Here is a 21,958-nt window from a genome sequence, read left to right as displayed (position 1 = left end):
GCCCGGGACGTGTGGCCTTCCTCGGAAGCCGGACTCAGGAGACTCTGTCGGCCATTCCGCCGCCGCCGGTGCCTACCCCGCCGCGCGGCTTGGTTGCGGAGAACGGGGGCGTGTCCTGCTGGCACGTGGTTCCGGCCGGGGGGAGGGTGCCGTCGATGAGGTATCGGCTCTCGTGCTCGTTGACGCAGCTGCTGGGGTTGACCAGCGCGGTGTGCCCGTAGCCGCTGTTGGTGAGCAGGCGGGCGTTGGCCAGTTCTCTGGCCATGGCCTGGGCGCCCGAGTAGGGGGTGGCGGGGTCGTAGGTGGTGCCGACCAGCAGAATGGGGTGCGCCGTCGGCTTGTTCCACGGGCCGCGATACCTGTTGGCCATCGCGGCGGCCGGCCAGGCGGCACATCCCTCGGCGGCCCAGGCCCAGAAGCGTCCGGCGTCGCCCGCACGGGGCGCGCTCGCCTCCTCCGCTGCGTGGTAGGCAGCGGGGTCACGCGGATTGGGGCTGTCGCTGCAGAACACCGCACCGGCCTGTTCATCGCCCAGGTACGGATTCGGGTTCGGGACCGGTGGTCCGGGCGGAAAAACGGCCGGCTCCGGAACGCGGCCCTGCCACAGGGTCTGAAGCCTGCCGGCGAGGCCCGTCCATCCCTGGACCTGGTAGAGGCTGTTCACGACGTCACCGACCGTACGGCCGTAGGTCCACGCGCCCGCGGGCTGCTTCCGGAGCCGCTGCATCAGCTGGTCGAACTTCTCCCGGGTTGCTTTGGGGCTGCCTGCGGAAAAGGCGCATCGGGCGGTGGTGATGGACCCGCAGTGGGCGAGGAACTTGTCCAGGACCGCTGCCGCGCCGCGGTCCGCGCCCATGCGCAGGAAGGTCGGGAGCCGGGAGTCGTCGCCGGAGGCATGGGTCCAGACCTGCGGGTCGACATTGCTGTCGAAAACCATGGCGCGGACCTTGTCGGGGAAGAGGTTGGCGTAGGTGGCGCCCAGGAACGTGCCGTAGGAGATCCCGAAGTACGAGAGTTGTTCGTCGCCCACCGCCTGGCGGAGCTGCTCGAGGTCGCGCGCGGTGTCGGCGGTCGACACATGGCGCAGCAGTTCGGGGTCACGCTGCTCACAGCGCCGGGCCAGATCCTTGTACGCGGCGGCATAGGCCGTCCGCTCCCGTTCGCCCACCGGGAAGCCTGCCGGCTTGCTCGCGGCCCAGGCGTCGGCTTCTTCGCGATTCGCGAAGCAGTTCATGGCGGTGCTGCTGCCGATCCCGCGGGGGTCCCAGCTGACGATGTCGAACCGCTCCCGCACCTCGCGCGGGAAGAACTCGTAGTTCTGTGGCATCTGCACCGTTCCGGGGCCGCCGGGGCCGCCGGGGTTGAAGAACAGGGTGCCGATACGCCGTCCGGGGCCGGTCGCCTTCCGCTTGATGACTGCCAGCTCGATGGTGCGACCGCCGGGGTTGAGGTGGTCCAGCGGCACCTTCGCGGTCGCGCAGTCGAACGGACTGCCCTGGATGCAGGGTTTCCAGTCCAGCTTCGGGGCGGGCACCGAAGGTGACGGCCCGCCGGCCACGGCGAGGTCCGGCCCGGTGAACACCGTCGAGCAGATCACCGCCGCGGCGAGGGCCGCTGTCTGACGCCGGCGGCCCGCCGGGGATCCGGGTATGGGGGGTATGTGCATACTCCGTCCTTCCTCATTCGTGGCTGAGTGCCCGATGGCGGCTTCGCGGCTGAACCCCCGAGGCCGCCGATGCCCTGGACGTCGCCACGCATCCGCATCAACACCACCGCGGCCCGACACGGAGCGCCAGCCAACCGCGGCCGAATGCGCGGCGCTCTGGGGCGTGGCGTTTCCCGGAAATTGCGGTGTCCCTTCGGGGTGGCGTTGCCTCAGCCACCGGCGCCTGGCCCGGGAGGGGACGCGCAGGGGTCGTGTCCGGGACGTAAGGCGTCGTAAGTCCTGAGCGACGCAAGTCCCGGGAAAGCAGTCCCGGACACGAGCCCCGGAGCGGCCCGACACCACACACACGGACCCGTCCGCACCCGGGCGCCAAGGCCCGCCCCGAGGGCGCAGCGCTCACGGCCCGGACAAGCCCGGGGAAGCCACCCCGAGAGCGCAGCGCTCACGGCCCGGACGAGCCCGAGACCATGGCCCGGTCCGCCGCCCGCCCAAGGGAAGCCTCACTCCAGTGCGCCGCCCGGCCGAGGGGACGAGCGGCCCACCACCGTGCCGGCCCGGTCGATGCAGATCACGTCCACCGTCACCGGCGCGCCCCGCAGCACCCCCAGCGCCTGGTCGCGGGCCTCGGCCGCCACCAGGTCGCCCAGGGGGACGCCCGCCGCGCGGCACAACTGGAGTGCGGCGAGGCCCGTATTGGCGGTCGACACCTCCGCCGCGAGCGCCTCGTCCGCGCCGCCCGCCCTCGCCAGATCCGCGAGGAACGCCTTGTCGACCTGGGAGCGCGCCGAGTGCAGGTCCAGGTGCCCGGCCGCCAGCTTGGACAGCTTGGCGAAACCGCCGCAGATCGTGAGCCGGTCGACAGGATGGCGCCGCACGTACTTCAGGACCGCTCCCGCGAAGTCGCCCATGTCCAGCAGCGCGTCCTCCGGCAGGCCGTACACGGACATGACGGTCCGCTCCGAGGTCGACCCCGTACACCCCGCGACATGCGTGCGCCCGGCCGCGCGGGCCACGTCCACGCCCCGCCGGATCGAGTCGATCCACGCCGAGCAGGAGTAGGGGACGACGATCCCCGTCGTACCGAGGATGGAGAGCCCGCCCAGGATGCCCAGCCGGGGGTTCCATGTGGAGCGGGCGATCTCCTCGCCGTGGTCGACGGAGACGGTGATCTCGACGTCGCCGCTGCCCCCGTGCCGCCCCGCGACCAGGGCGACATGATCGCGCATCATCTGGCGCGGAACGGGATTGATGGCGGGCTCACCGACGTCCAGCGGCAGCCCGGGCCGGGTGACCGTGCCCACACCCGGTCCGGCCCGGAAGACGACGCCCGAGCCCGGCGGGAGCAGCCGGACCGTGGCCCGGACCAGGGCACCGTGCGTGACGTCCGGGTCGTCGCCCGCATCCTTGACGATGCCCGCCATGGCCTCGCCGCCGGACAGGGACTCGGACAAGGACTCGCATGCCAGGGCGAAGGCCGGCGTCTGCCCCTTCGGCAGCGTGACGGTTACCGGGTCGGGGAACTCCCCGGTGAGCAGCGCGGTGTACGCGGCGGTGGTCGCAGCGGTCGCGCACGCCCCGGTCGTCCATCCGTGCCGCAACCCCGTGTGCTTGAGTTGGGCGTCGCGACCGCCGCCCGTTTCCGGACTCATGGACGAACTCATGGATGGACCTCGATGCACGTACTGATTCTTGGCGGGACGACCGAGGGACGTCGGCTCGCGGAGATCCTGTACACCGCCGGTACACGCGTCACGAGTTCGCTCGCAGGCCGGGTGGCCAGTCCCCGGATGCCCCAGGGCGAGGTCCGCGTCGGCGGCTTCGGCGGTGCCGAGGGCCTGGCCCGCTGGCTGCGGGAGCACCAGGTGGACGCGGTCATCGACGCCACCCATCCTTTCGCCGGAACGATCAGTTTCAACGCGGCCGGAGCCGCCGCCGAAGCCCATGTTCCCCTGCTCGCGCTGCGCCGGCCGTCCTGGGCTCCGGTGCGGGGAGACGACTGGCACCCGGTCGCCTCCCTGGCCGAGGCCGCAAGGACCGTCCCGGCGCTGGGCGGCCGGGTGTTCCTGACCACGGGCCGGATGGGCCTCGCGGCCTTCGCCCACCTCGACGGACCGTGGTTCCTTCTGCGGTCGGTGGACGCGCCCGAGGCTCCGTGCCCGCCCCGGATGGAGGTGCTGCTGGACCGCGGTCCTTTCACCCTCGACGGAGAACGGGAGCTGCTGCGCCGCCACCGCATCGACGTCCTCGTGACCAAGGACAGCGGCGGGTCCGCGACCGCTCCGAAGCTGAAGGCCGCGCGCGAGGCCCGCATCCCCGTGATCGTGGTCCGCCGCCCGCCGGTACCGGCCGGGGTCCCACAGGTGGCCACCCCGGAAGAGGCGGCCGCCTGGCTGGAGAGCTACTCGGGGTAGCGGCGCGGGGTCCAGACGATCTCCTCGCCGTCGCCGCGCCGGACCACCTGGGTCTGCGACGACCCGATCAGCAGGATCGTGCGCATGTCGACCTGTGCCGGGTCGAGATCGCCGAGCCGCACGATCCGTACGCTCTCCTCCGGCCCGCCCACATCGCGCCCCAGCACCACCGGCGTGTCCGGAGCCCGGTGCTCGAGGAGCAGTTCACGGGCCTTGCCCACCTGCCAGGTGCGGCTGCGCGAGCCCGGGTTGTACAGCGCGAGGACCAGGTCCGCCGAGGCGGCCGCGCGCAGGCGTTCGGCGATCACGTCCCAGGGCTTGAGCCGGTCGGAGAGCGAGAGCACCGCGTAGTCGTGGCCGAGCGGCGCACCTGCCTTGGCGGCCGCGGCGTTGGCGGCGGTGACACCCGGAAGCACCCGTACCGGCACGCCTTGGTACTCCTCCTGCGAGGCGACCTCCAGGACGGCGGTCGCCATCGCGAAGACGCCCGGGTCGCCGCCCGAGACGACCGCGACGCGCCGCCCCCGCCGGGCGAGATCGAGGGCGAACTCGGCGCGCTCGGACTCGACCTTGTTGTCGGAGCCGTGCCGGATCTGGCCGGGCCGGACCGGGACACGGTCGAGATACGTCGTGTAGCCGACGAGTTCGTCGGCGTCCGCGAGCGCGCGGCGGGTCTCGGGCGTGAGCCACAGGGGACCAGCGGGGCCGGTGCCGACGACCACGACCTCGCCCGTGTCCGGGACGGGACGCGGGTTGGCGATCCTGCTGGGCACCACGGCGACGGAGAAGTACGGCACCGACTCCGGGTCGATGCCGGCGAGTTCACCGGTGCGCTCACCGCTCATCGTGGCGCGCTCGACGTACCGGGCCTCCTCCAGGCGCCCGGAGGCATCCATCGCCCGGCGCACGGCCGGGAACGTACGGCCGAGTTTCATGACGACCGCCGAGTCGGTCGCGGCGAGCCGTGCGGTCAGCTCCTCCTCGGGCAGCGTGCCCGGAATGACGGTGAGCACTTCCTCGGCCTCGCACAGCGGCGTACCGAGCCGGGCGGCCGCGGCGCTGATGGAGGTGACGCCGGGGACGACCTCGGTCGGATAGCGGTGCGCGAGCCGCTTGTGCATGTGCTGGTAGGAGCCGTAGAAGAACGGGTCACCCTCGGCGAGCACCGCGACCGTGCGCCCGGCGTCGAGGTGTTCGGCGAGACGGGCCGCGGCCTGTTCGTAGAAGTCGTCGAGCGCGCCCCGGTAGCCGCCGGGATGGTCGGTCGTCTCCACCGTGATCGGGTACATCAGGCGCTCCTCGATGTGGTCGGGGCGCAGATGCGGGGCGGCGATGGAGCGGGCGATGGAACGGCCGTGGCGGGCACAGTGGTACGCGATCACATCGGCCTCGGCGATGATCTGCGCGGCGCGCAGGGTCATCAGGGACGGGTCGCCGGGGCCGAGCCCGACTCCGTACAGCCGGCCGGTCGTCTGGTTCTCGCTCACTATTCCGCCTCGCTCGCGATCGCGTTGACGGCGGCGGCGGCCATGGCGCTGCCGCCGCGCCGGCCGCGCACCACCAGGTGCTCGAGCCCCAGGGGGTGGGCGGCGAGCGCGTCCTTGGATTCGGCGGCGCCGATGAAGCCGACCGGCACGCCGATCACGGCGGCGGGGCGGGGTGCGCCCTCCTCGATCATCTCCAGGAGGCGGAAGAGGGCGGTGGGCGCATTGCCGACGGCGACGACGGAGCCTTCGAGGCGGTCGCGCCACAGTTCGAGGGCGGCGGCGCTGCGGGTGGTGCCCATCTGTGCGGCGAGTGCGGGGACCGACGGGTCGGAAAGGGTGCAGATCACGTCGTTGTCCGCGGGCAGCCGCTTGCGGGTGACGCCGCTGGCGACCATCTGCGCGTCGCACAGGATCGGCGCACCGGCCCGCAGCGCCTGGCGGGCCCGGATCACGACATCCGGGGAATGGGCGAGGTCGCGTACGAGATCGACCATCCCGCAGGCGTGGATCATGCGGACCGCGACCTGGGAGACCTCGGCGGGCAGGCCGGCGAGGTCCGCCTCGGCGCGGATGGTGGCAAAGGACCGGCGGTAGATCTCCGCGCCGTCCTTCTCGTACTCGAACACTGTGCTCTCGCTCACTTGGTGGGTCGGTGGGAGTCGTCGGGTGGGATGCGCCGCGCCGCCTCGAGGGCGTCGGCGAGTCGGGAGACGGGGACCGTGTGCCGCTCGGGCAACCGGGTTCCTCGTACGGAGATGTCGTAGCCGTCGCCGGTGGCCACCGCGTCCACCCAGACGCCGTGGGGGTGGCCGCAGCGCCGTTCGCAGCCGGACCAGTACACGGGCAGCCCGCCCGCCCCGGCGGCGGCGAAGGCGGCGGCGTCGGAGCGTACGTCGGCGAGGGACTTGGCACAGCCCGGCCGTCCCGTGCAGGCGCCGGTGCCGAGCCACGGGGAGTCGGCACCGGTGACGAGCCCGGCGCCGGCGAGGGCCCGTAGTTCGCGGTCGGCGTCCGGGGATACGAGTCCGGGGACGACGACGCCGCGCCACGGTGTCACACGCAACTCGCCCGTGCCGTACCGGTCGGCGGTGTCGGCGAGCATCCGCCACTGTGCGACGGTGAGCCGCCCGAGGGGGGCGAGGACGGAGAGCGCGACGGTGTCGCGGCCGCGGCGCACGAGGCCGGGCACGGGCACGGCCGGGGCGCCGGGACCGGTGGCGGAGGCCCTTCCGCCGACGCCGGTGACGTGGGGCGCCCTCGGGCCGGCGCTGTCTTCAGGGACGGTGACCGGTGCCGCGACGCCGGGATCTGCGCCCCTCGCGGCCGGGAGCGCCGTGCCGGCGGCGACCGGGACATCACCCGCTCGGGACGGGTCACCGCCGTCCGCGCCCGCCTCGGACCGGTTGTCCCCGTCCCCAACCGCGCACGCTCCGGACGGGTCACCACCGTCCACAACCGCTTGGGACCTGTTCCCGCGGCCCGCGCCCGTCTCGGACCGGTTGTCCCCGTCCGCGCACGCTCCGGACCGGCTGTCGCCGTCCGCAACCGCCTCGGACCGGTCACCGCCGTCCGCGCACGCGGCGTCCGTCGTGCCGCCGTGCTGCGCCCCCGCCCCCGCCGTCGTACCGCTTCCACCGCCGCGGGCCGGGTCCGCTCCCCCACCCGTCACGGGCCGGGCCGCGATCCCCGCTGCCGCCGCCCGCCGGGCCAGGTCAGCGGCCTCCACCACGTGCTCCGGCGGCAGTTCCCGTACCCGCCAGGCGCGCGTGCCGCTCGCGTCCACGGCGTCGAGGAATGCCTCGGCGGCGAGCAGCAGCGCGCGGGCGCCGTCCTCCGCCCGTACCCGCAGGCCTGCCTCCCCGGCCGTCACACGGACGTGTGACCCGTCCGGCTCTGCGAGCAACATCACATCCGCACCGAGCCCCGTGAGGTCCCCGCGGCCGTCGTCGAGCGCGAACAGGAAACGGCCCGACAGCTGTGCCGCCCGCTCGCTCGCGCACAGCAGCAGGTCCAGCTGCCGTACCAGCGGCTGCACATCGAGATGCCCTGCTTCGTCCAGCCCGGACAGCGGGGACGCGACCACATTGCGGATGCGCTCGTGGCGGGGCGCCGGCAGCAGGCCCGCCCCGTCCAGCAGCGCCGCCAACTCGCCCCCGCAGGAGGCGTTCAGGCCCCGCAGCTGGAGGTTGCCCCGGGAGGTGATGTCCAGCCCGCCGTCACCGAGCCGCTCGGCCGCGTCCGCCAGCGTGTACGCCTGCGCCGCGCTCAGCACGCCCGCGGGAATACGTACCCGCGCCAGCGCACCGTCGTCAGCGGTGTGCAGACGCAGGGCGCCGGGGCAGGCATCACCGCGGTCCCGTATGGGGGTTTCACCCAGGTCCGGGCGGTTCGAGGGGGCCGATGGCATGGCGGCGAGCATACCGACCATCACACAACCTTCCTGCTCCCGGCGGCGTGACGGCCCTTACTATGCTCTTCGGCGGGCCATGAGGCCCGTCACCGCCGAAGACGGCGTCAGGGGAGGAAGCCCGGTGAGATTCCGGCGCGGTCCCGCCACTGTGAACCCGGCAGCAGCCGGGTGAGCCAGGAACTCCCGCCGTCCTCCACCGCCCGGGGCGCGGAAACCCCGAGGAAGGCAAGACGCCGCATGATTCTGCTTCTGTCGACGTCCGACACCGACCTGCTCAGCGCACGTGCCGCGGGCGGCCCGGTCCCCTACCGGTTCGCGAACCCGGCGCGCCTCACGACCGAAGAACTGCCCGCCCTGCTGGAGGGCGCCGACCTCGTCGTCGTCCGCCTCCTCGGCGGACTGCGCGCCTGGCAGGACCGCATCGACGTGCTGCTCGCCCAGGACCGCCCGGTGGTCGTCCTCACCGGTGAACAGGCCCCCGACGCCCAGCTGATGGAGGCCTCCACGGTCCCCATCGGCATCGCGGCCGAGGCCCACGCCTATCTCGCCCACGGCGGCCCCGCGAACCTGGAGCAGCTGGCCCGCTTCCTGTCCGACACCGTGCTGCTCACCGGCCACGGCTTCGAACCGCCGGCCGCCGCGCCCACCTGGGGCCGGCTGCAGCGCACCCCGCGCAGCGAGAACACCGGCCCGCTGATCGCGGTGCTCTACTACCGGGCCCACCACATGAGCGGCAACACCGCCTTCGTGGACGCCCTGTGCGGCGCCGTCGAGGACGCCGGCGGTCGCGCCCTGCCGCTGTACGTGGCTTCCCTGCGCGCCCCCGAGCCCGAGCTGCTGGAGCAACTGCGGTCCGCCGACGCCCTGGTGACCACCGTGCTCGCGGCGGGCGGCACCCGTCCTGCCGACGCCTCCGCGGGCGGCGACGACGAGTCGTGGGACGCGGGCGCGCTGGCCTCCCTCGACGTACCGATCCTGCAGGCGCTGTGTCTGACCGGCTCGCGTTCGGTGTGGGCCGAGAACGACGAGGGCCTCTCCCCGCTGGACGCCGCGAGCCAGGTCGCCGTCCCCGAGTTCGACGGCCGTCTGATCACGGTGCCGTTCTCCTTCAAGGAGATCGACGAGGACGGGCTGCCCGCCTACGTGGCCGACCCCGAGCGGGCCGCCCGGGTCGCCGGAATCGCCGTACGCCACGCCCGGCTCCGCCACATCCCGAACCGCGAGAAGCGTCTCGCGCTCGTGCTGTCGGCGTACCCGACCAAGCACTCCCGTATCGGCAACGCGGTCGGTCTGGACACCCCCGCCTCCGCCGTGGCCCTGCTGCGCCGGCTGCGCGAGGAAGGCTACGACTTCGGCACCGATGAGGTGCCCGGCCTCGCGTCCGGTGACGGCGACGAGCTGATCCACGCGCTGATCGAGGCGGGCGGCCACGACCAGGACTGGCTCACCGACGAGCAGTTGGCGCGCAATCCGGTCCGCATCCCGGCGGCCGACTACAAGCGCTGGTACGCCGATCTGCCCGCCGAGCTGCGGGAGGCGGTCGAGGAGCACTGGGGTCCGGCGCCGGGCGAGATGTTCCTGGACCGCAGCCGCAACCCGGAGGGCGACATCGTCCTCGCGGCGCTGCGCCGCGGCAATCTGCTGATCCTCATCCAGCCGCCGCGCGGCTTCGGCGAGAACCCGATCGCGATCTACCACGATCCCGATCTGCCGCCCTCGCACCACTACTTGGCCGCCTATCGGTGGATCGCGGCGGCCGCGACGGACGGCGGTTTCGGCGCGGACGCCATGATCCACCTGGGCAAGCACGGCAACCTGGAGTGGCTGCCGGGCAAGAACGCGGGCCTGTCCGCGGCCTGCGCCCCCGACGCCGCGCTCGGCGACCTGCCGCTGATCTACCCCTTCCTGGTCAACGACCCGGGCGAGGGAACCCAGGCCAAGCGCCGGGTGCACGCGACGCTCGTCGACCACCTCGTGCCGCCGATGGCGCGTGCCGAGTCGTACGGCGACATCGCCCGGCTGGAGCAACTGCTGGACGAGTACGCGCAGATCTCGTCCATGGACCCGGCGAAACTGCCCGCGATCCGCGCACAGATCTGGACCCTGATCCAGGCGGCGAAGCTCGACCACGACCTGGGGCTCGACGACCGCCCGGACGACGACGGCTTCGACGACTTCCTGCTGCATGTCGACGGCTGGCTGTGCGAGGTCAAGGACGCGCAGATCCGCGACGGCCTGCATGTGCTGGGCGGCGCCCCGACCGGGCCCGAGCGGGTCAACCTGGTCCTGTCCATCCTGCGCGCCCGCCAGATCTGGGGCGGTACGCAGTCCCTGCTCGGGCTGCGCGAGGCGCTGGGCCTGGACGAGTCGGCGGCGACGCGGGTCGCGGCGGACACGGTCGAGGAACAGGCCCGTGCCCTGGTCGAGGCCATGGAGGCCGCGGACTGGGACCCGGCGGCGGTCCCGGCGGAGGACGGCGACCAGGTCGCCGCGATCCTGCGCTTCGCGGCCCTCGAGGTGGTCCCCCGCCTGTCCCGTACCACCGACGAGATCACCCACGCGGTGCACGCGCTGAACGGCGGTTTCGTCCCGGCCGGCCCGTCCGGGTCCCCGCTGCGCGGCCTGGTCAATGTGCTGCCGACCGGCCGCAACTTCTACTCGGTCGACCCGAAGGCCGTCCCGTCACGGCTTGCCTGGGAGACCGGCCAGGCCCTCGCGGACTCGCTCCTCGCGCGCTACCGCACGGACAACGGCGAGTGGCCGACGTCGGTGGGCCTGTCCCTGTGGGGCACGAGCGCGATGCGCACGGCGGGCGACGACGTCGCCGAGGCGCTGGCGCTGCTTGGCATCCGCCCGGTCTGGGACGACGCCTCGCGCCGGGTGACCGGCCTGGAGCCGGTCCCGCTCGACGAGCTGGGCCGCCCGCGGGTGGATGTGACACTGCGTATCTCGGGCTTCTTCCGGGACGCGTTCCCGCACACGATCGGGCTGCTGGACGACGCGGTGCGCCTGGCGGCCTCGCTCGACGAGCCCTCCGACGCCAACTACGTCCGCGCCCACACCCAGGCCGACCTGGCCGCGCACGGCGACGAACGCCGGGCGACGACCCGTATCTTCGGCTCCCGCCCCGGTACGTACGGCGCGGGCATCCTGCAGCTGATCGACAGCCGCGACTGGCGCACGGACGCGGACCTGGCGGAGGTCTACACGGTCTGGGGCGGCTACGCCTACGGCCGCGAACTGGACGGCAGGCCGGCCCGCGAGGAGATGGAGACGGCGTACAAGCGCATCGCGGTCGCCGCGAAGAACACGGACACGCGCGAGCACGACATCGCTGACTCGGACGACTACTTCCAGTACCACGGCGGCATGGTGGCCACGGTCCGCGCGCTGCGCGGCACGGCCCCCGAGGCGTACATCGGCGACTCGACCCGCCCTGAGACGGTCCGCACGCGCACGCTGGTCGAGGAGACGTCCCGCGTCTTCCGCGCCCGCGTGGTCAACCCGCGCTGGATCGAGGCGATGCGACGCCACGGCTACAAGGGCGCCTTCGAACTCGCCGCGACCGTGGACTATCTGTTCGGCTACGACGCGACGACGGGCGTGGTCGCGGACTGGATGTACGACAAGCTCACCGAGGCGTACGTCCTGGACCCGGTGAACCGCGCCTTCCTCCAGGAGGCCAACCCCTGGGCGCTGCACGGCATCGCGGAGCGCCTGCTGGAGGCTCAGTCGCGAGGGATGTGGGAGAAGCCGGACCCGGCGGTGCTGGAGGCGCTGCGGCAGGTGTTCCTGGAGACGGAGGGCGACTTGGAGGACGACGACGCCTGACGTCCCCGTCCCGTGAGTGACGTGCGAAGGCACCCCCTGCTGCGAGTCCGGCGGCGGCGGGTGCCTTCGTCGTATTCCAAACGCGTTGACAGGCGGCGGAGCACCTGCCTGTAATGGGGCGCGTGTCGCGTGACTCCGGCCGGAGAGCTGTGGGCAGGCCGGTGATCGGGCGGCACCCTGACCAAGGGACCCAGCCATGAGTTCACACTCCGCGCCGGACGCCTGATCCACGCGCGCTGCGCGCGTCCTCCCTTGCCCGCTCCCGCGACTGCCCTGTTTGCGGCTGCCCTCTTCTGCGGTGTGACACCGCTGGGCCGTACCGCTGTTCGTACCGCTGGGCCGTACCGCTGGGTGCTGCGCGCCGAGGGACCACGCGCGCCCCTGCGCTGCCTTCACCGCATCCCTACGCTCCGAGGAGTTCAAACACCGCATGCCCATGTCTTTCAACCAGTCCGTCATCGAGGAGTTCCGAGCCAACGAAGGCAGGGTCGGCGGCCCTTTCGAAGGCGGCGACCTGCTCCTGCTGACCACCACCGGCGCCACGTCGGGTGCGCAGCACACCACTCCGGTCGGCTGTGTACGCCACGACGGCCTGCTGCTGATCGTCGCGTCCGCCGGCGGAAGTGACCGGAACCCGGCGTGGTACCACAACCTGCTCGCTCACCCGCTGGTCCGAGTCGAGCTCGGCACCGAGGAGTTCGGAGCGATCGCTGTTCCGGCGGAGGGCGCCCGCCGTGACCTCCTGTTCGAGGCGGCGGTGCGCACGGCACCCGGGTACGCCGAGTACCAGGCCGGAACCGGCCGGACGATCCCTGTCGTCGTCCTGGAACGCGTCGAGTCCCCCGCCCCGAAGGAGATCAGCACCCTGGCGGACAAGCTGATGGAGGTCCACACATGGCTGCGCGGCCAGCTGGACCACGTACGCAGAGAGACCGAGGCCCACTTCGCGGCCCGGGCGGCACACGAGGGACCCGGCGAACCACCCGCACCGGGTCTCGGTCTCCAACTCCGGCAGCACTGCCTGGCGTTCTGCGAATCGCTGCAGTTCCACCACACGGCGGAGGACGCGCACCTGTTCCCCGGCCTCGCGGACCACCACCCGCACCTGCGGGACACGTTCGAGCGCCTGCGCGAGGAGCACCTCACGGTCGCGCGTATCAACGGCGAACTGCTCGCCCTGCTGTCGGAGGTCACGACAGCGGACCCCGACCGTTTCCGCGCCGAACTGGCCCGCATGTCGGAGGAGTTGACGCAGCACTTGGCCCACGAGGAGGAGTCGCTGCTGCCGCTCCTGTCGGAGATCCCGTTCCCGCCGGTGGGGGGAGAGGCGTGAGAAACACGCGTTCAAGAGGGCCGAGGGGCTTCCGGTCATGCCGCCAGGAGATACCTGGCGGTTGCTGCCGACGGAGTGCCCATGTCACGCACCGCTCACCATGTACGCCCTTCCCGGGGGACCGTCACTGACCACAATGCGCCCGGCAGCCCCTGGCACTCCGTGGTGATCTACGACCTCCGCTACAGCGCCGCCGTTCTCGCCGAGGCGGCACGCGCGGCCGCCAGGCCCCGCCCGCAGCGGGTACGCCGTGCGGTGAGCGTCCACGTCTTCCCGCGCCACAACAGGGACCGTGGTGTCGCCCGCGAGTCCGCAGTGGAGGAACGCCGGGCCCGGCAACGGCTCCGGGCCCGGACCGGCCTGCTGCGACGACTGGTGAACTCCGCCGGCGGCACCCTCCGGCCGGACACGGCGGACACGGTGGACATCCCACCGGCGCACCATCGGCACAGCTCGATCTGGCACGCCTGAGCCGGAGGACCGAACCGCGGCCTGACGCCGTACGCGTACGTCAGCGACCGGTCACAGGGCCTGGAGCGGGTGCGCAGGAGCTACGGACTCAGTGTTTCGCGCGGACACGGCCACGCAGCGCGCGGCCGTGTCCGCGCGCACGCCTCACGCTGCCGGGGAGTCGGCGCGGCCCGGCCGCTGCGAAGCCCAGACGAGTGCTGGAACGCCGAGCATCAGCGCCGTACCGCCGTAGGTCACGGCGGACCGCATGTCGGAGCCCGAGAGGAAGAGCGCGCCGGCGAGCTGGGTACCGAGACAGACCGAGAGCAGGAGCTGAGCGTAACCGAACAGTCGCGGCCTGATGATGTGCTTCCGCTGGTTCGGCAGCATCCAGCCGGTCCGGACCGCGGCGACTCCGCTGACGGCCACGAGCACCGCCAGGACAGCAACCGGAATTCCCACATACAGATTCATCAGACCGTCCCTGGCACCTGGGCCCCGAACGGGCCGAACGCCGCGAAGCATGACACGACCGGTCCCCCGACGGCCAGCACTCCTACCGGGAGTAACGGTGCACCTGCCGTACGTGGCCACCACAAGTCCCCACGATCAAGCAAGTCGGCGAAGACCGGCGCGACCGCAGGTCCCGTCGGCCCGCTGTGGCAGGACGCCACGATTCCGCCGCGTCGGCAGCCCCCGGTGACTACCATTCGCGGCATGCATACGGGGGAATTGCTCGGCTCCGGCCGCACAGCCGACGTGTTCGCGATCGACGACCGATGGGTCCTGCGCCAGTACCGGGACGGCGGGGACGCTGCTCCCGAGGCCGCCGTCATGTCCTACCTCGCGGACCACGGCTACCCGGTTCCCCGCCTCCGGCGGCCAACGGCTCACGGGGCCACGGCAGTTGCCCGTACCCGCCTCGAGATGCAGCGCCTGACCGGGCCTTCCATGGTCGAGGCACTGGAACAGGGCGCGATCACCCCCGAAGCAGCGGGCGCGATGCTCGCCGATCTGCTGCGCCGGCTGCACGCCATCCCTGCCCGCCTCTCGGCCGACCCCGCGGAACCGTCTCCTCCACCTCGATCTGCATCCGGAGAACGTGATGCTCATGCCGGACGGCCCGGTGGTGATCGACTGGAGCACCGCCGATGAGGGACGCCCGGGACTCGACTGGGCCATGTCGGCCCTGATCCTCGCCGAGGTCGCCATCGCTCCCGTCCCGGTGGCCGAGGGCGCCCGAATCGGCCTGACCTCGCTGCTCCGGCACGCAGACCCCGAAGTCCACCTGGGAGACGCCGGGTCCGGCCACCTCGCCCGAGCCCGTACGAGACGAGCCGCCGACCCGAACCTGACCGAGTCCGAAGTGCGTCTTCTCGGCGACGCCGTGGCGCTGGTGCACGAGGTGGAGGCGGGCATCAGGCGGTGACGCGACGCGTCACGCCATCAATCCCGGTGCATGCGCCGACCCCACCGGGAGACACTGCACCGATGAGCGCCGATGCATCCCGCAGAACTCCCCAGGAACAGGCCCTTCGCCATGTCGCGTCACGGTCGTCCGGCACCCCGATGGACCCGGCGCTTCGCGTGACGCTCAATTTCCACCCGGACCGGACGGTGCGGGACAAGCCGATCCTGCATGCGCTCGACGAGGACGGCGTCTATCTCTCCCAGTTCGTGACCAGGACGAGCAACGGCGGGCTGACCGCTCACCCCGGAGGTGACCGCTGGCGCTGGGAGAGCCGTATCTTCGGAGGCGCGTACGACGACGCGCCCGCCCACGCCCGGCCCGTCTACGGGGCACTGAACTTCCGCCACAGACCGTTCGGCGGAGCACCTCGCTTCGGCTCCGCGCACTTCCGCCTGAGCGCCGAAACCCTGGGACGAGCGTCCTTCTGTTACCCGGACAGCTTCCTGGAACCGTCGGACTTCGGCGTCGCGGCCCGTATGTCCCTCGTCGAACTCGCCGAGGCCGACAGCCAGGACGCCCTCGACGACTACATCGAGGCGCAGATTCACGGCCCGGTCGTCCTCTGCCGCGACGTGGAGGCGCTCGTCCTGGATCCCTGCTACCGCGGCACGGCCGTGGACGCCGCAGCCCGTGACCTTCCCTGCCCGGTCGAGTGGCACCCCGGCTTCCGCCTCGATGTCGCCGAGCTGCAACTCCACCCCGAGTACCGCGGCCAGGAGTACGTCGACCTGGGCACGGAGATCGCGGTGGACGGCCGCCTTGACGCTCGCACCATCGGCGACGCCGCCCGCTCCGGCCGTTACGACGAGCAGGCGCTCAAGCGGGTGTGGCACTGTGTGGCGCGCTTCGGCACGACGGCGTACGCCGCTGACGAAGCGCGGAGCGGGCCGGCGAACGAAGGGGCAGGCGCTCGATGAACTCTCTCGTCACCGGGGCAATGGGGTGCAGGCGAACATGTGCCAAGCACCTCGACAACTGCGCTACGAGTAAACGGAGTTCATCGGACTGCCGGCAAGTGCGCATCGACCATCATGCGTGAGCCCCTGGTCACGAACCCTCGTCACAGTCACCGAGATCCGTTACGCGGACCAGAGGAGCCTTTCCAATTGGTCGGCATGCCCTCATCCGGTCTCAGCTGGATCCTTCAGCGGCCCGACCCCACGCATTCACGTTCAGGAACGCGCCGGGACGACAAGTTCGCGGCCACGGTAGAACGCTTCCTGCTCCCCGACGATGCACGGAGCCATGGCTTCCCGCCGCCGCGCCTCTGCCTCCGAGGCTCTCCAGGCGTCGCACGCTTCCTTGGATTCCCAGAACGAAACCCCGATGATCTCCTGCCCGTCCTCGGACCAGTACGCGTAGGCGCGGCGCATGCCCTCAGGGTGGGAGGCCGGCCGCCAAGCCCTCTCGAAGTCCTCCAGCATTCCCGGCTTGATGCGGCGCGTTGTCATCCAGACGAAATGCTCCTCCATCATGGCCTCCTCCGGATCACGGCCTCCTCCGGACCGCCTCCCCCACTCGACGGCGCTCTCAGACCACCGTAGGGTCACGGACCCGATCCCGCCTCTGCGAGCGGGTGCCGCGAGGCGACGTGCAAGGACTTCACGCAGCTCAGCGGCGTTCTGTCGGCGCTTCCGAGCATCGAGGAAGCGAATTCCCGGGCAGTCTGACGGACCGCCTCACCAGGAAAGCAGCCGCCGGTCGGACAGCTGCCGTACCGGGCCGGCAGCACTGCGTGGCAGCCTGGGCAACGCTGTTCGTGGAACGTGAGGACGGAGCCGGCGCTACGCGGTCCGCGTCACGTGCGCCCTGCGTCCCTCTGCGCCCGAGCTCGGCCGAAGAACCACGTGCCCAGGCCGACCAGTACGGCCACCCCGAGCGCATACACCGGCAGCCACAGGGTCGTAGTGGCCGCCAGGCAGTCGGCGACGGCGGTACGGCGGTGGATGTCCTGTGCGTAAGCGAGGACGGGACGCTCGCGACCGGCAAGGTTCGCCAGTGATTCCTCCACACGTACGCTCTCGTACCTGCCCAGCTCATGGCACCCGCGGCGGGTGCCCGGCATCGGAAACAACCACGCCCAGCGCTGCAGCATCGGAGCCAGCGTGATCGCGACGCACAGGCCCACAACGAGCGAATACGCCGCCAGGTTTGCGACGTACGCAGAGCGGAGGCCAGGCGTCCACGCCGGCAGGCGATAGAAGCAGAAGATCAGCGCAAGAAGCGTCAGTCCGATGTATGTGGCGAACCACTGCCAGGAACCCTGTGCCAGTGCGACTGTCAGCACGGCGGCGAGCCCGATGCCGATGACTCCCGGCTGAGCAGGGGCGGCGCGACCGCCCGGGTCGAGGTGTTTCCGGCCTCCTTGAGGGCTGAGGTCGTCCACGGTCTGTCCCTCCTGCTTCCGAGGCCACCAGTGTGCGGGCACACCGCGCCCTGGGCCCGACACCGTGCCGGACCGGCCGAAAGCCCCGCCTGGTTGGCGGTACCACCCGTGTGAGCTGCGCATTCCGGCACCGCCGCCACTGAAGATGCGGCGGGCTTCTGACCGGACCCACGATCGCTTCGGCCGACCTCGCCACGGAGTGGTTCCTGACCGGCCGTCATCGGTCGTCCTTGGCCACCGCCGAGCGACATCGGACGGCCCGGAGAGGCCCGGGGTTGGACCGCCGGCCAACAAGCGGAACGTGGTCGCACGGACGCTGCTCGGCGTTCATTCGGCCCAACCCGTACGTTGCCGTCCGGCGGCGCTCTGAACAGCGTCGGGACCGCAGCTTCCGAAGCCGACCAACATCAGAGCGGAGGTACTTGGGCGGAGCTGAGTACTTGCGCTCTGGTCGGGGCATGGGCTGAGCCGGAACGGTGGGGCCATGCAACAACGACTGATGAAACTCGTTCTCCAGCTGTCGACGATCCTCGGGCTGGCTGTGGTGACGCCGGCGGTCTGGGCTGCCTGGCTGGGCTGGGACCAGCATCGTGACGTGCAACCTGACGGCACGACGACCGGCCCGTACGAGGCGTGGCAAGTGATCGGACTGGTGCTGACTCTGCTGGGGCCGCTGTACTGGGCGGCATCCCGGCGCCACCTCGCAGGCGCTGTGCTCGGCATCCCGATCGGCCTGACGGTTGCCGCCTATTACGACTGGTCGGACGACTCCAGCGGCCTCTTCATGGTCGGGGTGGGGATGGTCATGGTGGGGAGCCTCGTTGTGACCGCCGCCGTTTCCGCCGTGATCGCCCATGTGAAACGAGAAGGCCCTCCCGACGGTCGCCGCTGAGCAGGGTTGCGGCGCCCTGCTGTTGCTCCGAGACGCGCAAGACGTGCTATCACCTGGCATGCCTGCGTGACTGCGGCCTCGTCGTCGCCGTGCCCGACGGACGCCGCACCCGCTACGAGCTGGCCGACGAACGTCTCGGCCACGCCCTCGACGACCTGCGCACCGCCGTGCTGGCGGTCGAGGCCGACAGGACCTGCCCGGACGCGGAGACGAAGTACTGCTGCTGAGATGACTGCGATGTCCCTCGGTCCGTCCCCGGCCCGCCGCGACGCCCTCGCCAAGCGCATACGCCTGCTGGTCGCCGCGACGATCGCCTACAACGTCATCGAAGCGGTTGTCGCCCTCACCGCCGGCACGCTCACCGCTGGTGTGTTCCAGCGCCGTTGATGTCAGCCGTGGATGTCAGACCGCTCTCTGGTCGGGTCGTTTTCTGCACCAGCGCCGGTACCGGTCGCGGCGCTGGCCCCCGTCAGATAGTCGAGCGTGGGGTCGGGCGGCCCGCATCGAAGGATCGCCTCTACTGCTGGCCACACCTCGACCGGTACGGGGTAGCACAGGAGCATCCAGGGGTCGTCAGCGTCCGGTTTGATTACTTCGCGAAGCTGTATGACCTGCTCGCGGCTGATGGGGTGCTCGGTGCGCAACAGCTCGCCCGTCTTGCTGTACCCCTCCAGGGCCCAGACGGCCTCGGGTTCTTCTGTAGACATCCACTGATCGTATGGCGTGCACCTGCCCCGAGTTTGGGAATAACCGTGCAGCAGTCCCGAGGAACGAACAAGGCCCAGGCTTCCGGCTTACTAGGGAGTGTTCTGAGTTGAGATCACGGGATCGGTCATTCCCGCTCCAGGAGGGTGCTGGCTGCGGTAGACCGGTCGCGTGACTCCTGGTGATCTGACCGATGCCGAGTGGAGTTGATCGAGCCGCACCTGCCGCTGGGGCGTTCGGACCGATCCCTGACCTGCGTAGCTATCCGCCTGCAACCTTTTCCCCCGTCCGACTGTCTCCTGATCATCAACCGCTCCTGTCTCTGTGGTCCTGAGAAATCAATCGGCACAGGAGCGGTCGCACAGAATCATCAGGAGACACTTCATGCGCATTCGCCCCGCAGCCTGCGCGGCACTCCTCGTGGCGTCCCTCGCCCCCGTCCTCACGGCACCTCCCGCCAGCGCGGCGGCGGCCAGGTACGCGGACGACTTCAACGGCGACGGCTACCGCGACTACGCCAGCTACACCTACGAGCAGTACAGCAAGGGCGGCGGCGTCCGGATCACCTTCGGTACCGCCTCCGGACCCGGCACCCAGACCCAGTTGATCACCCAGGACAGCCCCGGTGTCCCCGGCGCCGACGAGACGGAGGACCAGTTCGGCGACGTCCGGGTGCCCGCCGACTTCAACGCCGACGGATACGGGGACCTCGCCGTGTCGGTGTCGCGCGAGGACGTCGACGGACGCACGGACGAGGGCGGCGTCGTCATCCTGTGGGGAAGCGCGACCGGCCTCTCGGGTGGCACCGCGATCCCCAACGCCGGCGCCAAGGTGTCGAACGCCCGCTTCGGCCGCGACCTCGCCGCCGGGGATTTCAACGGGGACGGCAAGAAGGACCTGGCCGCGATCAGCGGGAGCAAGGCCTACGTCTACCGCAGCATCACGCGCACCGGTGTGGCAGGCTCGGTCACCAGCCACGACAAGACGACGAGATTCGCGCCCACGTCCCTGGTCTCGGGCAACATGAACGGGGACTCCAAGACCGATCTGGTGATCATCGGAATCACCGACGAGCCCGACAACTTCGGCACGGACGCGTGGTTCATCAAGGGCGGCTCCCCGCTCAGCGCGGGCAAGACCCTGCGCCTCGTCACGAACTACGGCGACCCCAGCGAGGCGGTGATCGCCGACTTCAACAAGGACGGCTACGGGGACCTCGCGGCGGGCAGCCAGATGTACAACAACTACCAGGGCCGGGTGTCCATCTGGCACGGCTCCTCCACCGGCCCCGCTACCGCCGTCCGTATCACGCAGGCCACCACCAACGTCGCCGGCACCCCAGAGTCCGGCGACCTGTTCGGCTCCTCCGTCTCGGCCGCCGACATCAACGGCGACGGCTACAAGGACCTCGCGATCGGCGTCTACGGAGAGAAAATCAGCCAGGAGACGACCGAGGGCGGCGTCCACGTTCTGCGCGGCAGCGCGAGCGGGATCACCGGCACCAACTCCCAGTGGCTCGCCCGCAACACCGCCGGCGTCCCCGGCGACGTCGCATGGAACGACTGCTTCGGCGAGCCGGTCCGCCTCCGCGACACCAACCGCGACGGCAAGGCCGACCTCTACGTCGGCGCCATCAATGGCTCGCTGCGCTTCCCCGGTACGTCGTCCGGCGTCACCACGACCGGTGTGACCGACGCCGACACCGAACTCATCTGGGGCATGCTCCAGTAGGCCCGGCCTCCCGCCCAGCTGCCTGGGGTTCGCCTTGTTCGTACGAGTGCGCCCGCGTCGTGGCCGCTCGCGCAGTTCCCCGCACATTCCCGCTCCAGGAGGGTGCTGGCTGCGGTAGACCGGTCGCGTGACTCGTGGTGACCTGACCGATGCCGAGTGGGAGTTGATCGAGCCGCACCTGCCGCTGGGGGCGTTCGGACCGATCCCTGACCTGCGTAGCTATTTCAACGCGGTGATGTGGCGGTTCCGTACCGGCAGCCCCTGGCGGGATGTGCCGGACAGCTACGGCTCCTGGTCGACGATCTACGACCGGTTCCGGATGTGGGCGCGTGACGCGGTCTTCCAGACCCTCATGGCCGCGATGATCGCCGAGGCAGCGGCCCGCGACGATGTCGATCTCAGCCTGGCCAGTGTGGACTCGACGGTTGTCCGCGCGCATCACCATGCGGCGGGCATGGTGGTCGACCCGGAACTCCTTGAGGATCTGGAGAAGGCCGTGGCGGAGGAAAAGGGGCTGCAGCAAAGGGGCAAAACGACCCCGTAGGAGACGGGTCCGCGGACATGGAGGATCCCGAGCGGGACCAGCGCCGGGCCGTGCGCCGACGCCGCAGGGCCCGGCTGCGGGCCGCCGAACTGGGCCGCTCCCGGGGCGGGCTAACCAGCAAGGTCCACCTCGCCGTTGAGCGGCGCTGCCGTCCGCTGTCCATCATCCTCACCCCCGGTCAGGCCGCGGACAGCCCGCGTTTCATCCCCGTCCTCAAGAAGATCAAGGTCCGCGGCCGGGCCGGCCGTCCCAGGACCAGGCCGGACGCAGTGGCCGGCGACAAGGCTTACTCCTCCCGCGCCAACCGTGCCCACCTGCGCAGACGCAACATAAAGGCGGTGATCCCGGAGAAGGCCGACCAGGCCGCCAACCGCAAGAAGAAGGGACACTCCGGCGGCCGCCCGGTCAGCCACGACGCCACGCTCTACAAAGATCGCAACACTGTCGAGCGAGCCATCAACAAGTTCAAGGAGTGGCGGGGGCTGGCCACCCGCTACGACAAGACACCCGAGAGCTACGCCGCCGGGCTCCACCTGCGCGGATCCATCCTCTGGTTACGCAGCCTGCCAGCCCTCCCGTGATCCCAACTCAGAACAGGCCCTAACGGTGACCTGGGCCTTGTCGTGCTTCCTACTGGTGGG

At 71.2% G+C, this 21,958-nt stretch carries 18 protein-coding genes, 3 pseudogenes and 1 riboswitch; of the genes and pseudogenes, 12 read left to right on the top strand and 9 right to left on the bottom strand.

The window, feature by feature from the left end:
- Nucleotides 1–34: 34 nt before the first annotated feature.
- Complete coding sequence (locus OHS70_RS26115) at nucleotides 35–1,666, bottom strand: alpha/beta hydrolase (RefSeq protein WP_328401105.1); 1,632 nt, start codon at nucleotides 1,664–1,666, stop codon at nucleotides 35–37.
- Nucleotides 1,667–2,166: 500 nt separating this feature from the next.
- Nucleotides 2,167–3,315, bottom strand: coding sequence for a cobalt-precorrin-5B (C(1))-methyltransferase (locus OHS70_RS26110; protein ID WP_328401103.1), 1,149 nt, complete (start codon nucleotides 3,313–3,315; stop codon nucleotides 2,167–2,169).
- Between the two features lie 24 nt (nucleotides 3,316–3,339).
- Between OHS70_RS26110 and OHS70_RS26105 the strand changes: the two genes are divergently transcribed.
- Nucleotides 3,340–4,077, top strand: a complete 738-nt coding sequence (locus OHS70_RS26105; protein WP_328401101.1) for a cobalt-precorrin-6A reductase — start codon at nucleotides 3,340–3,342, stop codon at nucleotides 4,075–4,077.
- On the opposite strand, the gene OHS70_RS26100 is transcribed toward OHS70_RS26105, so the two are convergent.
- From OHS70_RS26100 to OHS70_RS26090, 3 genes are read right to left on the bottom strand one after another with little or no spacing between them, the layout of a single operon-like run.
- Complete coding sequence (locus OHS70_RS26100) at nucleotides 4,065–5,564, bottom strand: precorrin-2 C(20)-methyltransferase (RefSeq protein WP_328401099.1); 1,500 nt, start codon at nucleotides 5,562–5,564, stop codon at nucleotides 4,065–4,067. The genes OHS70_RS26105 and OHS70_RS26100 overlap by 13 nt on opposite strands.
- The gene (locus OHS70_RS26095; protein WP_328401097.1) at nucleotides 5,564–6,205 is read right to left on the bottom strand and encodes a precorrin-8X methylmutase; all 642 of its coding nucleotides are present in this window, start codon (nucleotides 6,203–6,205) and stop codon (nucleotides 5,564–5,566) included. Before OHS70_RS26095 ends, OHS70_RS26100 begins: the two co-directional genes overlap by 1 nt.
- Nucleotides 6,202–7,971, bottom strand: a complete 1,770-nt coding sequence (locus tag OHS70_RS26090) for a nitrite reductase (RefSeq protein WP_328401095.1) — start codon at nucleotides 7,969–7,971, stop codon at nucleotides 6,202–6,204. The genes OHS70_RS26095 and OHS70_RS26090 overlap by 4 nt, the downstream gene beginning before the upstream one ends.
- A gap of 56 nt (nucleotides 7,972–8,027) precedes the next feature.
- A riboswitch (cobalamin riboswitch) is annotated at nucleotides 8,028–8,176 on the top strand.
- A gap of 35 nt (nucleotides 8,177–8,211) precedes the next feature.
- Here OHS70_RS26090 and cobN point away from each other — a divergent pair.
- The 3 genes from cobN (at nucleotide 8,212) to OHS70_RS26075 (ending at nucleotide 13,609) form a co-directional block, all read left to right on the top strand.
- A complete protein-coding gene (gene cobN, locus OHS70_RS26085) occupies nucleotides 8,212–11,805 on the top strand; it encodes a cobaltochelatase subunit CobN (protein ID WP_328401093.1) in 3,594 nt (1,197 codons plus the stop codon).
- A 430-nt stretch (nucleotides 11,806–12,235) separates the two neighbouring features.
- Nucleotides 12,236–13,138 carry a nitroreductase/quinone reductase family protein gene (locus tag OHS70_RS26080; RefSeq protein ID WP_328401091.1) on the top strand — a complete coding sequence of 301 codons (903 nt, stop codon included), beginning with the start codon at nucleotides 12,236–12,238 and terminating at the stop codon, nucleotides 13,136–13,138.
- Nucleotides 13,139–13,219: 81 nt separating this feature from the next.
- Complete coding sequence (locus tag OHS70_RS26075) at nucleotides 13,220–13,609, top strand: hypothetical protein (protein ID WP_328401089.1); 390 nt, start codon at nucleotides 13,220–13,222, stop codon at nucleotides 13,607–13,609.
- Nucleotides 13,610–13,753: 144 nt separating this feature from the next.
- Here the strand turns inward: OHS70_RS26075 and OHS70_RS26070 are convergent, their stop codons facing one another.
- On the bottom strand, nucleotides 13,754–14,062 hold the full coding sequence (locus OHS70_RS26070) for a hypothetical protein (protein ID WP_328401087.1): 309 nt from the start codon (nucleotides 14,060–14,062) through the stop codon (nucleotides 13,754–13,756).
- A gap of 243 nt (nucleotides 14,063–14,305) precedes the next feature.
- Between OHS70_RS26070 and OHS70_RS39145 the strand changes: the two genes are divergently transcribed.
- From OHS70_RS39145 to OHS70_RS26060, 3 genes are all read left to right on the top strand, one after another.
- Nucleotides 14,306–14,743, top strand: a complete 438-nt coding sequence (locus OHS70_RS39145) for a phosphotransferase (protein WP_443062659.1) — start codon at nucleotides 14,306–14,308, stop codon at nucleotides 14,741–14,743.
- The gene (locus OHS70_RS39140) at nucleotides 14,700–15,017 is read left to right on the top strand and encodes a hypothetical protein (protein WP_443062658.1); all 318 of its coding nucleotides are present in this window, start codon (nucleotides 14,700–14,702) and stop codon (nucleotides 15,015–15,017) included. The genes OHS70_RS39145 and OHS70_RS39140 overlap by 44 nt, the downstream gene beginning before the upstream one ends.
- Nucleotides 15,018–15,079: 62 nt before the next feature.
- Nucleotides 15,080–15,976, top strand: a complete 897-nt coding sequence (locus OHS70_RS26060) for a DUF3626 domain-containing protein (protein ID WP_328401085.1) — start codon at nucleotides 15,080–15,082, stop codon at nucleotides 15,974–15,976.
- 255 nt (nucleotides 15,977–16,231) lie between these two features.
- Here OHS70_RS26060 and OHS70_RS26055 read toward each other — a convergent pair whose 3' ends face one another.
- Both OHS70_RS26055 and OHS70_RS26050 read right to left on the bottom strand, forming a co-directional pair.
- Nucleotides 16,232–16,510 carry an antibiotic biosynthesis monooxygenase family protein gene (locus OHS70_RS26055; RefSeq protein WP_328401083.1) on the bottom strand — a complete coding sequence of 93 codons (279 nt, stop codon included), beginning with the start codon at nucleotides 16,508–16,510 and terminating at the stop codon, nucleotides 16,232–16,234.
- 347 nt (nucleotides 16,511–16,857) lie between these two features.
- Nucleotides 16,858–17,445, bottom strand: coding sequence for a hypothetical protein (locus tag OHS70_RS26050; RefSeq protein WP_328401082.1), 588 nt, complete (start codon nucleotides 17,443–17,445; stop codon nucleotides 16,858–16,860).
- A gap of 484 nt (nucleotides 17,446–17,929) precedes the next feature.
- Here OHS70_RS26050 and OHS70_RS26045 point away from each other — a divergent pair, with 484 nt between their 5' ends.
- The 3 genes and pseudogenes from OHS70_RS26045 to OHS70_RS26035 form a co-directional block, all read left to right on the top strand.
- Nucleotides 17,930–18,337: a hypothetical protein gene (locus OHS70_RS26045; protein ID WP_328401080.1), complete on the top strand. Its 408-nt coding sequence runs from the start codon at nucleotides 17,930–17,932 to the stop codon at nucleotides 18,335–18,337.
- A 50-nt stretch (nucleotides 18,338–18,387) separates the two neighbouring features.
- Nucleotides 18,388–18,564, top strand: a pseudogene (locus OHS70_RS26040) (ArsR/SmtB family transcription factor); the annotation flags it as partial.
- 1 nt (nucleotide 18,565) lies between these two features.
- Nucleotides 18,566–18,703: pseudogene (locus OHS70_RS26035) on the top strand (cation transporter); the annotation flags it as partial.
- Between the two features lie 23 nt (nucleotides 18,704–18,726).
- Here OHS70_RS26035 and OHS70_RS26030 read toward each other — a convergent pair.
- A complete protein-coding gene (locus OHS70_RS26030) occupies nucleotides 18,727–19,044 on the bottom strand; it encodes a DUF7683 domain-containing protein (RefSeq protein WP_328401078.1) in 318 nt (105 codons plus the stop codon).
- A 382-nt stretch (nucleotides 19,045–19,426) separates the two neighbouring features.
- Here OHS70_RS26030 and OHS70_RS26025 point away from each other — a divergent pair, with 382 nt between their 5' ends.
- Both OHS70_RS26025 and OHS70_RS26020 read left to right on the top strand, forming a co-directional pair.
- Nucleotides 19,427–20,773: an FG-GAP and VCBS repeat-containing protein gene (locus tag OHS70_RS26025; RefSeq protein WP_328401076.1), complete on the top strand. Its 1,347-nt coding sequence runs from the start codon at nucleotides 19,427–19,429 to the stop codon at nucleotides 20,771–20,773.
- A 127-nt stretch (nucleotides 20,774–20,900) separates the two neighbouring features.
- A pseudogene (locus OHS70_RS26020) lies at nucleotides 20,901–21,898 on the top strand (IS5 family transposase).
- Nucleotides 21,899–21,958 lie beyond the last annotated feature (60 nt).

The sequence above is a fragment of the Streptomyces sp. NBC_00390 genome, assembly GCF_036057275.1.
Taxonomy (GTDB): Bacteria; Actinomycetota; Actinomycetes; order Streptomycetales; family Streptomycetaceae; genus Streptomyces.
Note: the sequence above shows the minus strand (reverse complement) of the source record. Positions and strands in the feature narration are given on the sequence as shown.

Excerpts from the sequence above, each read along its gene's own strand:
- OHS70_RS26115 (WP_328401105.1), bottom strand. The coding sequence starts at position 1,666 with ATGCACATACCCCCCATACCCGGATCCCCGGCGGGCCGCCGGCGTCAG.
- OHS70_RS26110 (WP_328401103.1), bottom strand. The coding sequence starts at position 3,315 with ATGAGTCCGGAAACGGGCGGCGGTCGCGACGCCCAACTCAAGCACACG.
- OHS70_RS26105 (WP_328401101.1), top strand. The coding sequence starts at position 3,340 with ATGCACGTACTGATTCTTGGCGGGACGACCGAGGGACGTCGGCTCGCG.
- OHS70_RS26090 (WP_328401095.1), bottom strand. The coding sequence starts at position 7,971 with ATGCCATCGGCCCCCTCGAACCGCCCGGACCTGGGTGAAACCCCCATA.
- cobN (WP_328401093.1), top strand. The coding sequence starts at position 8,212 with ATGATTCTGCTTCTGTCGACGTCCGACACCGACCTGCTCAGCGCACGT.
- OHS70_RS26080 (WP_328401091.1), top strand. The coding sequence starts at position 12,236 with ATGCCCATGTCTTTCAACCAGTCCGTCATCGAGGAGTTCCGAGCCAAC.
- OHS70_RS26075 (WP_328401089.1), top strand. The coding sequence starts at position 13,220 with ATGTCACGCACCGCTCACCATGTACGCCCTTCCCGGGGGACCGTCACT.
- OHS70_RS26070 (WP_328401087.1), bottom strand. The coding sequence starts at position 14,062 with ATGAATCTGTATGTGGGAATTCCGGTTGCTGTCCTGGCGGTGCTCGTG.
- OHS70_RS39145 (WP_443062659.1), top strand. The coding sequence starts at position 14,306 with ATGCATACGGGGGAATTGCTCGGCTCCGGCCGCACAGCCGACGTGTTC.
- OHS70_RS39140 (WP_443062658.1), top strand. The coding sequence starts at position 14,700 with ATGCCGGACGGCCCGGTGGTGATCGACTGGAGCACCGCCGATGAGGGA.
- OHS70_RS26060 (WP_328401085.1), top strand. The coding sequence starts at position 15,080 with ATGAGCGCCGATGCATCCCGCAGAACTCCCCAGGAACAGGCCCTTCGC.
- OHS70_RS26055 (WP_328401083.1), bottom strand. The coding sequence starts at position 16,510 with ATGACAACGCGCCGCATCAAGCCGGGAATGCTGGAGGACTTCGAGAGG.
- OHS70_RS26045 (WP_328401080.1), top strand. The coding sequence starts at position 17,930 with ATGCAACAACGACTGATGAAACTCGTTCTCCAGCTGTCGACGATCCTC.
- OHS70_RS26030 (WP_328401078.1), bottom strand. The coding sequence starts at position 19,044 with ATGTCTACAGAAGAACCCGAGGCCGTCTGGGCCCTGGAGGGGTACAGC.
- OHS70_RS26025 (WP_328401076.1), top strand. The coding sequence starts at position 19,427 with ATGCGCATTCGCCCCGCAGCCTGCGCGGCACTCCTCGTGGCGTCCCTC.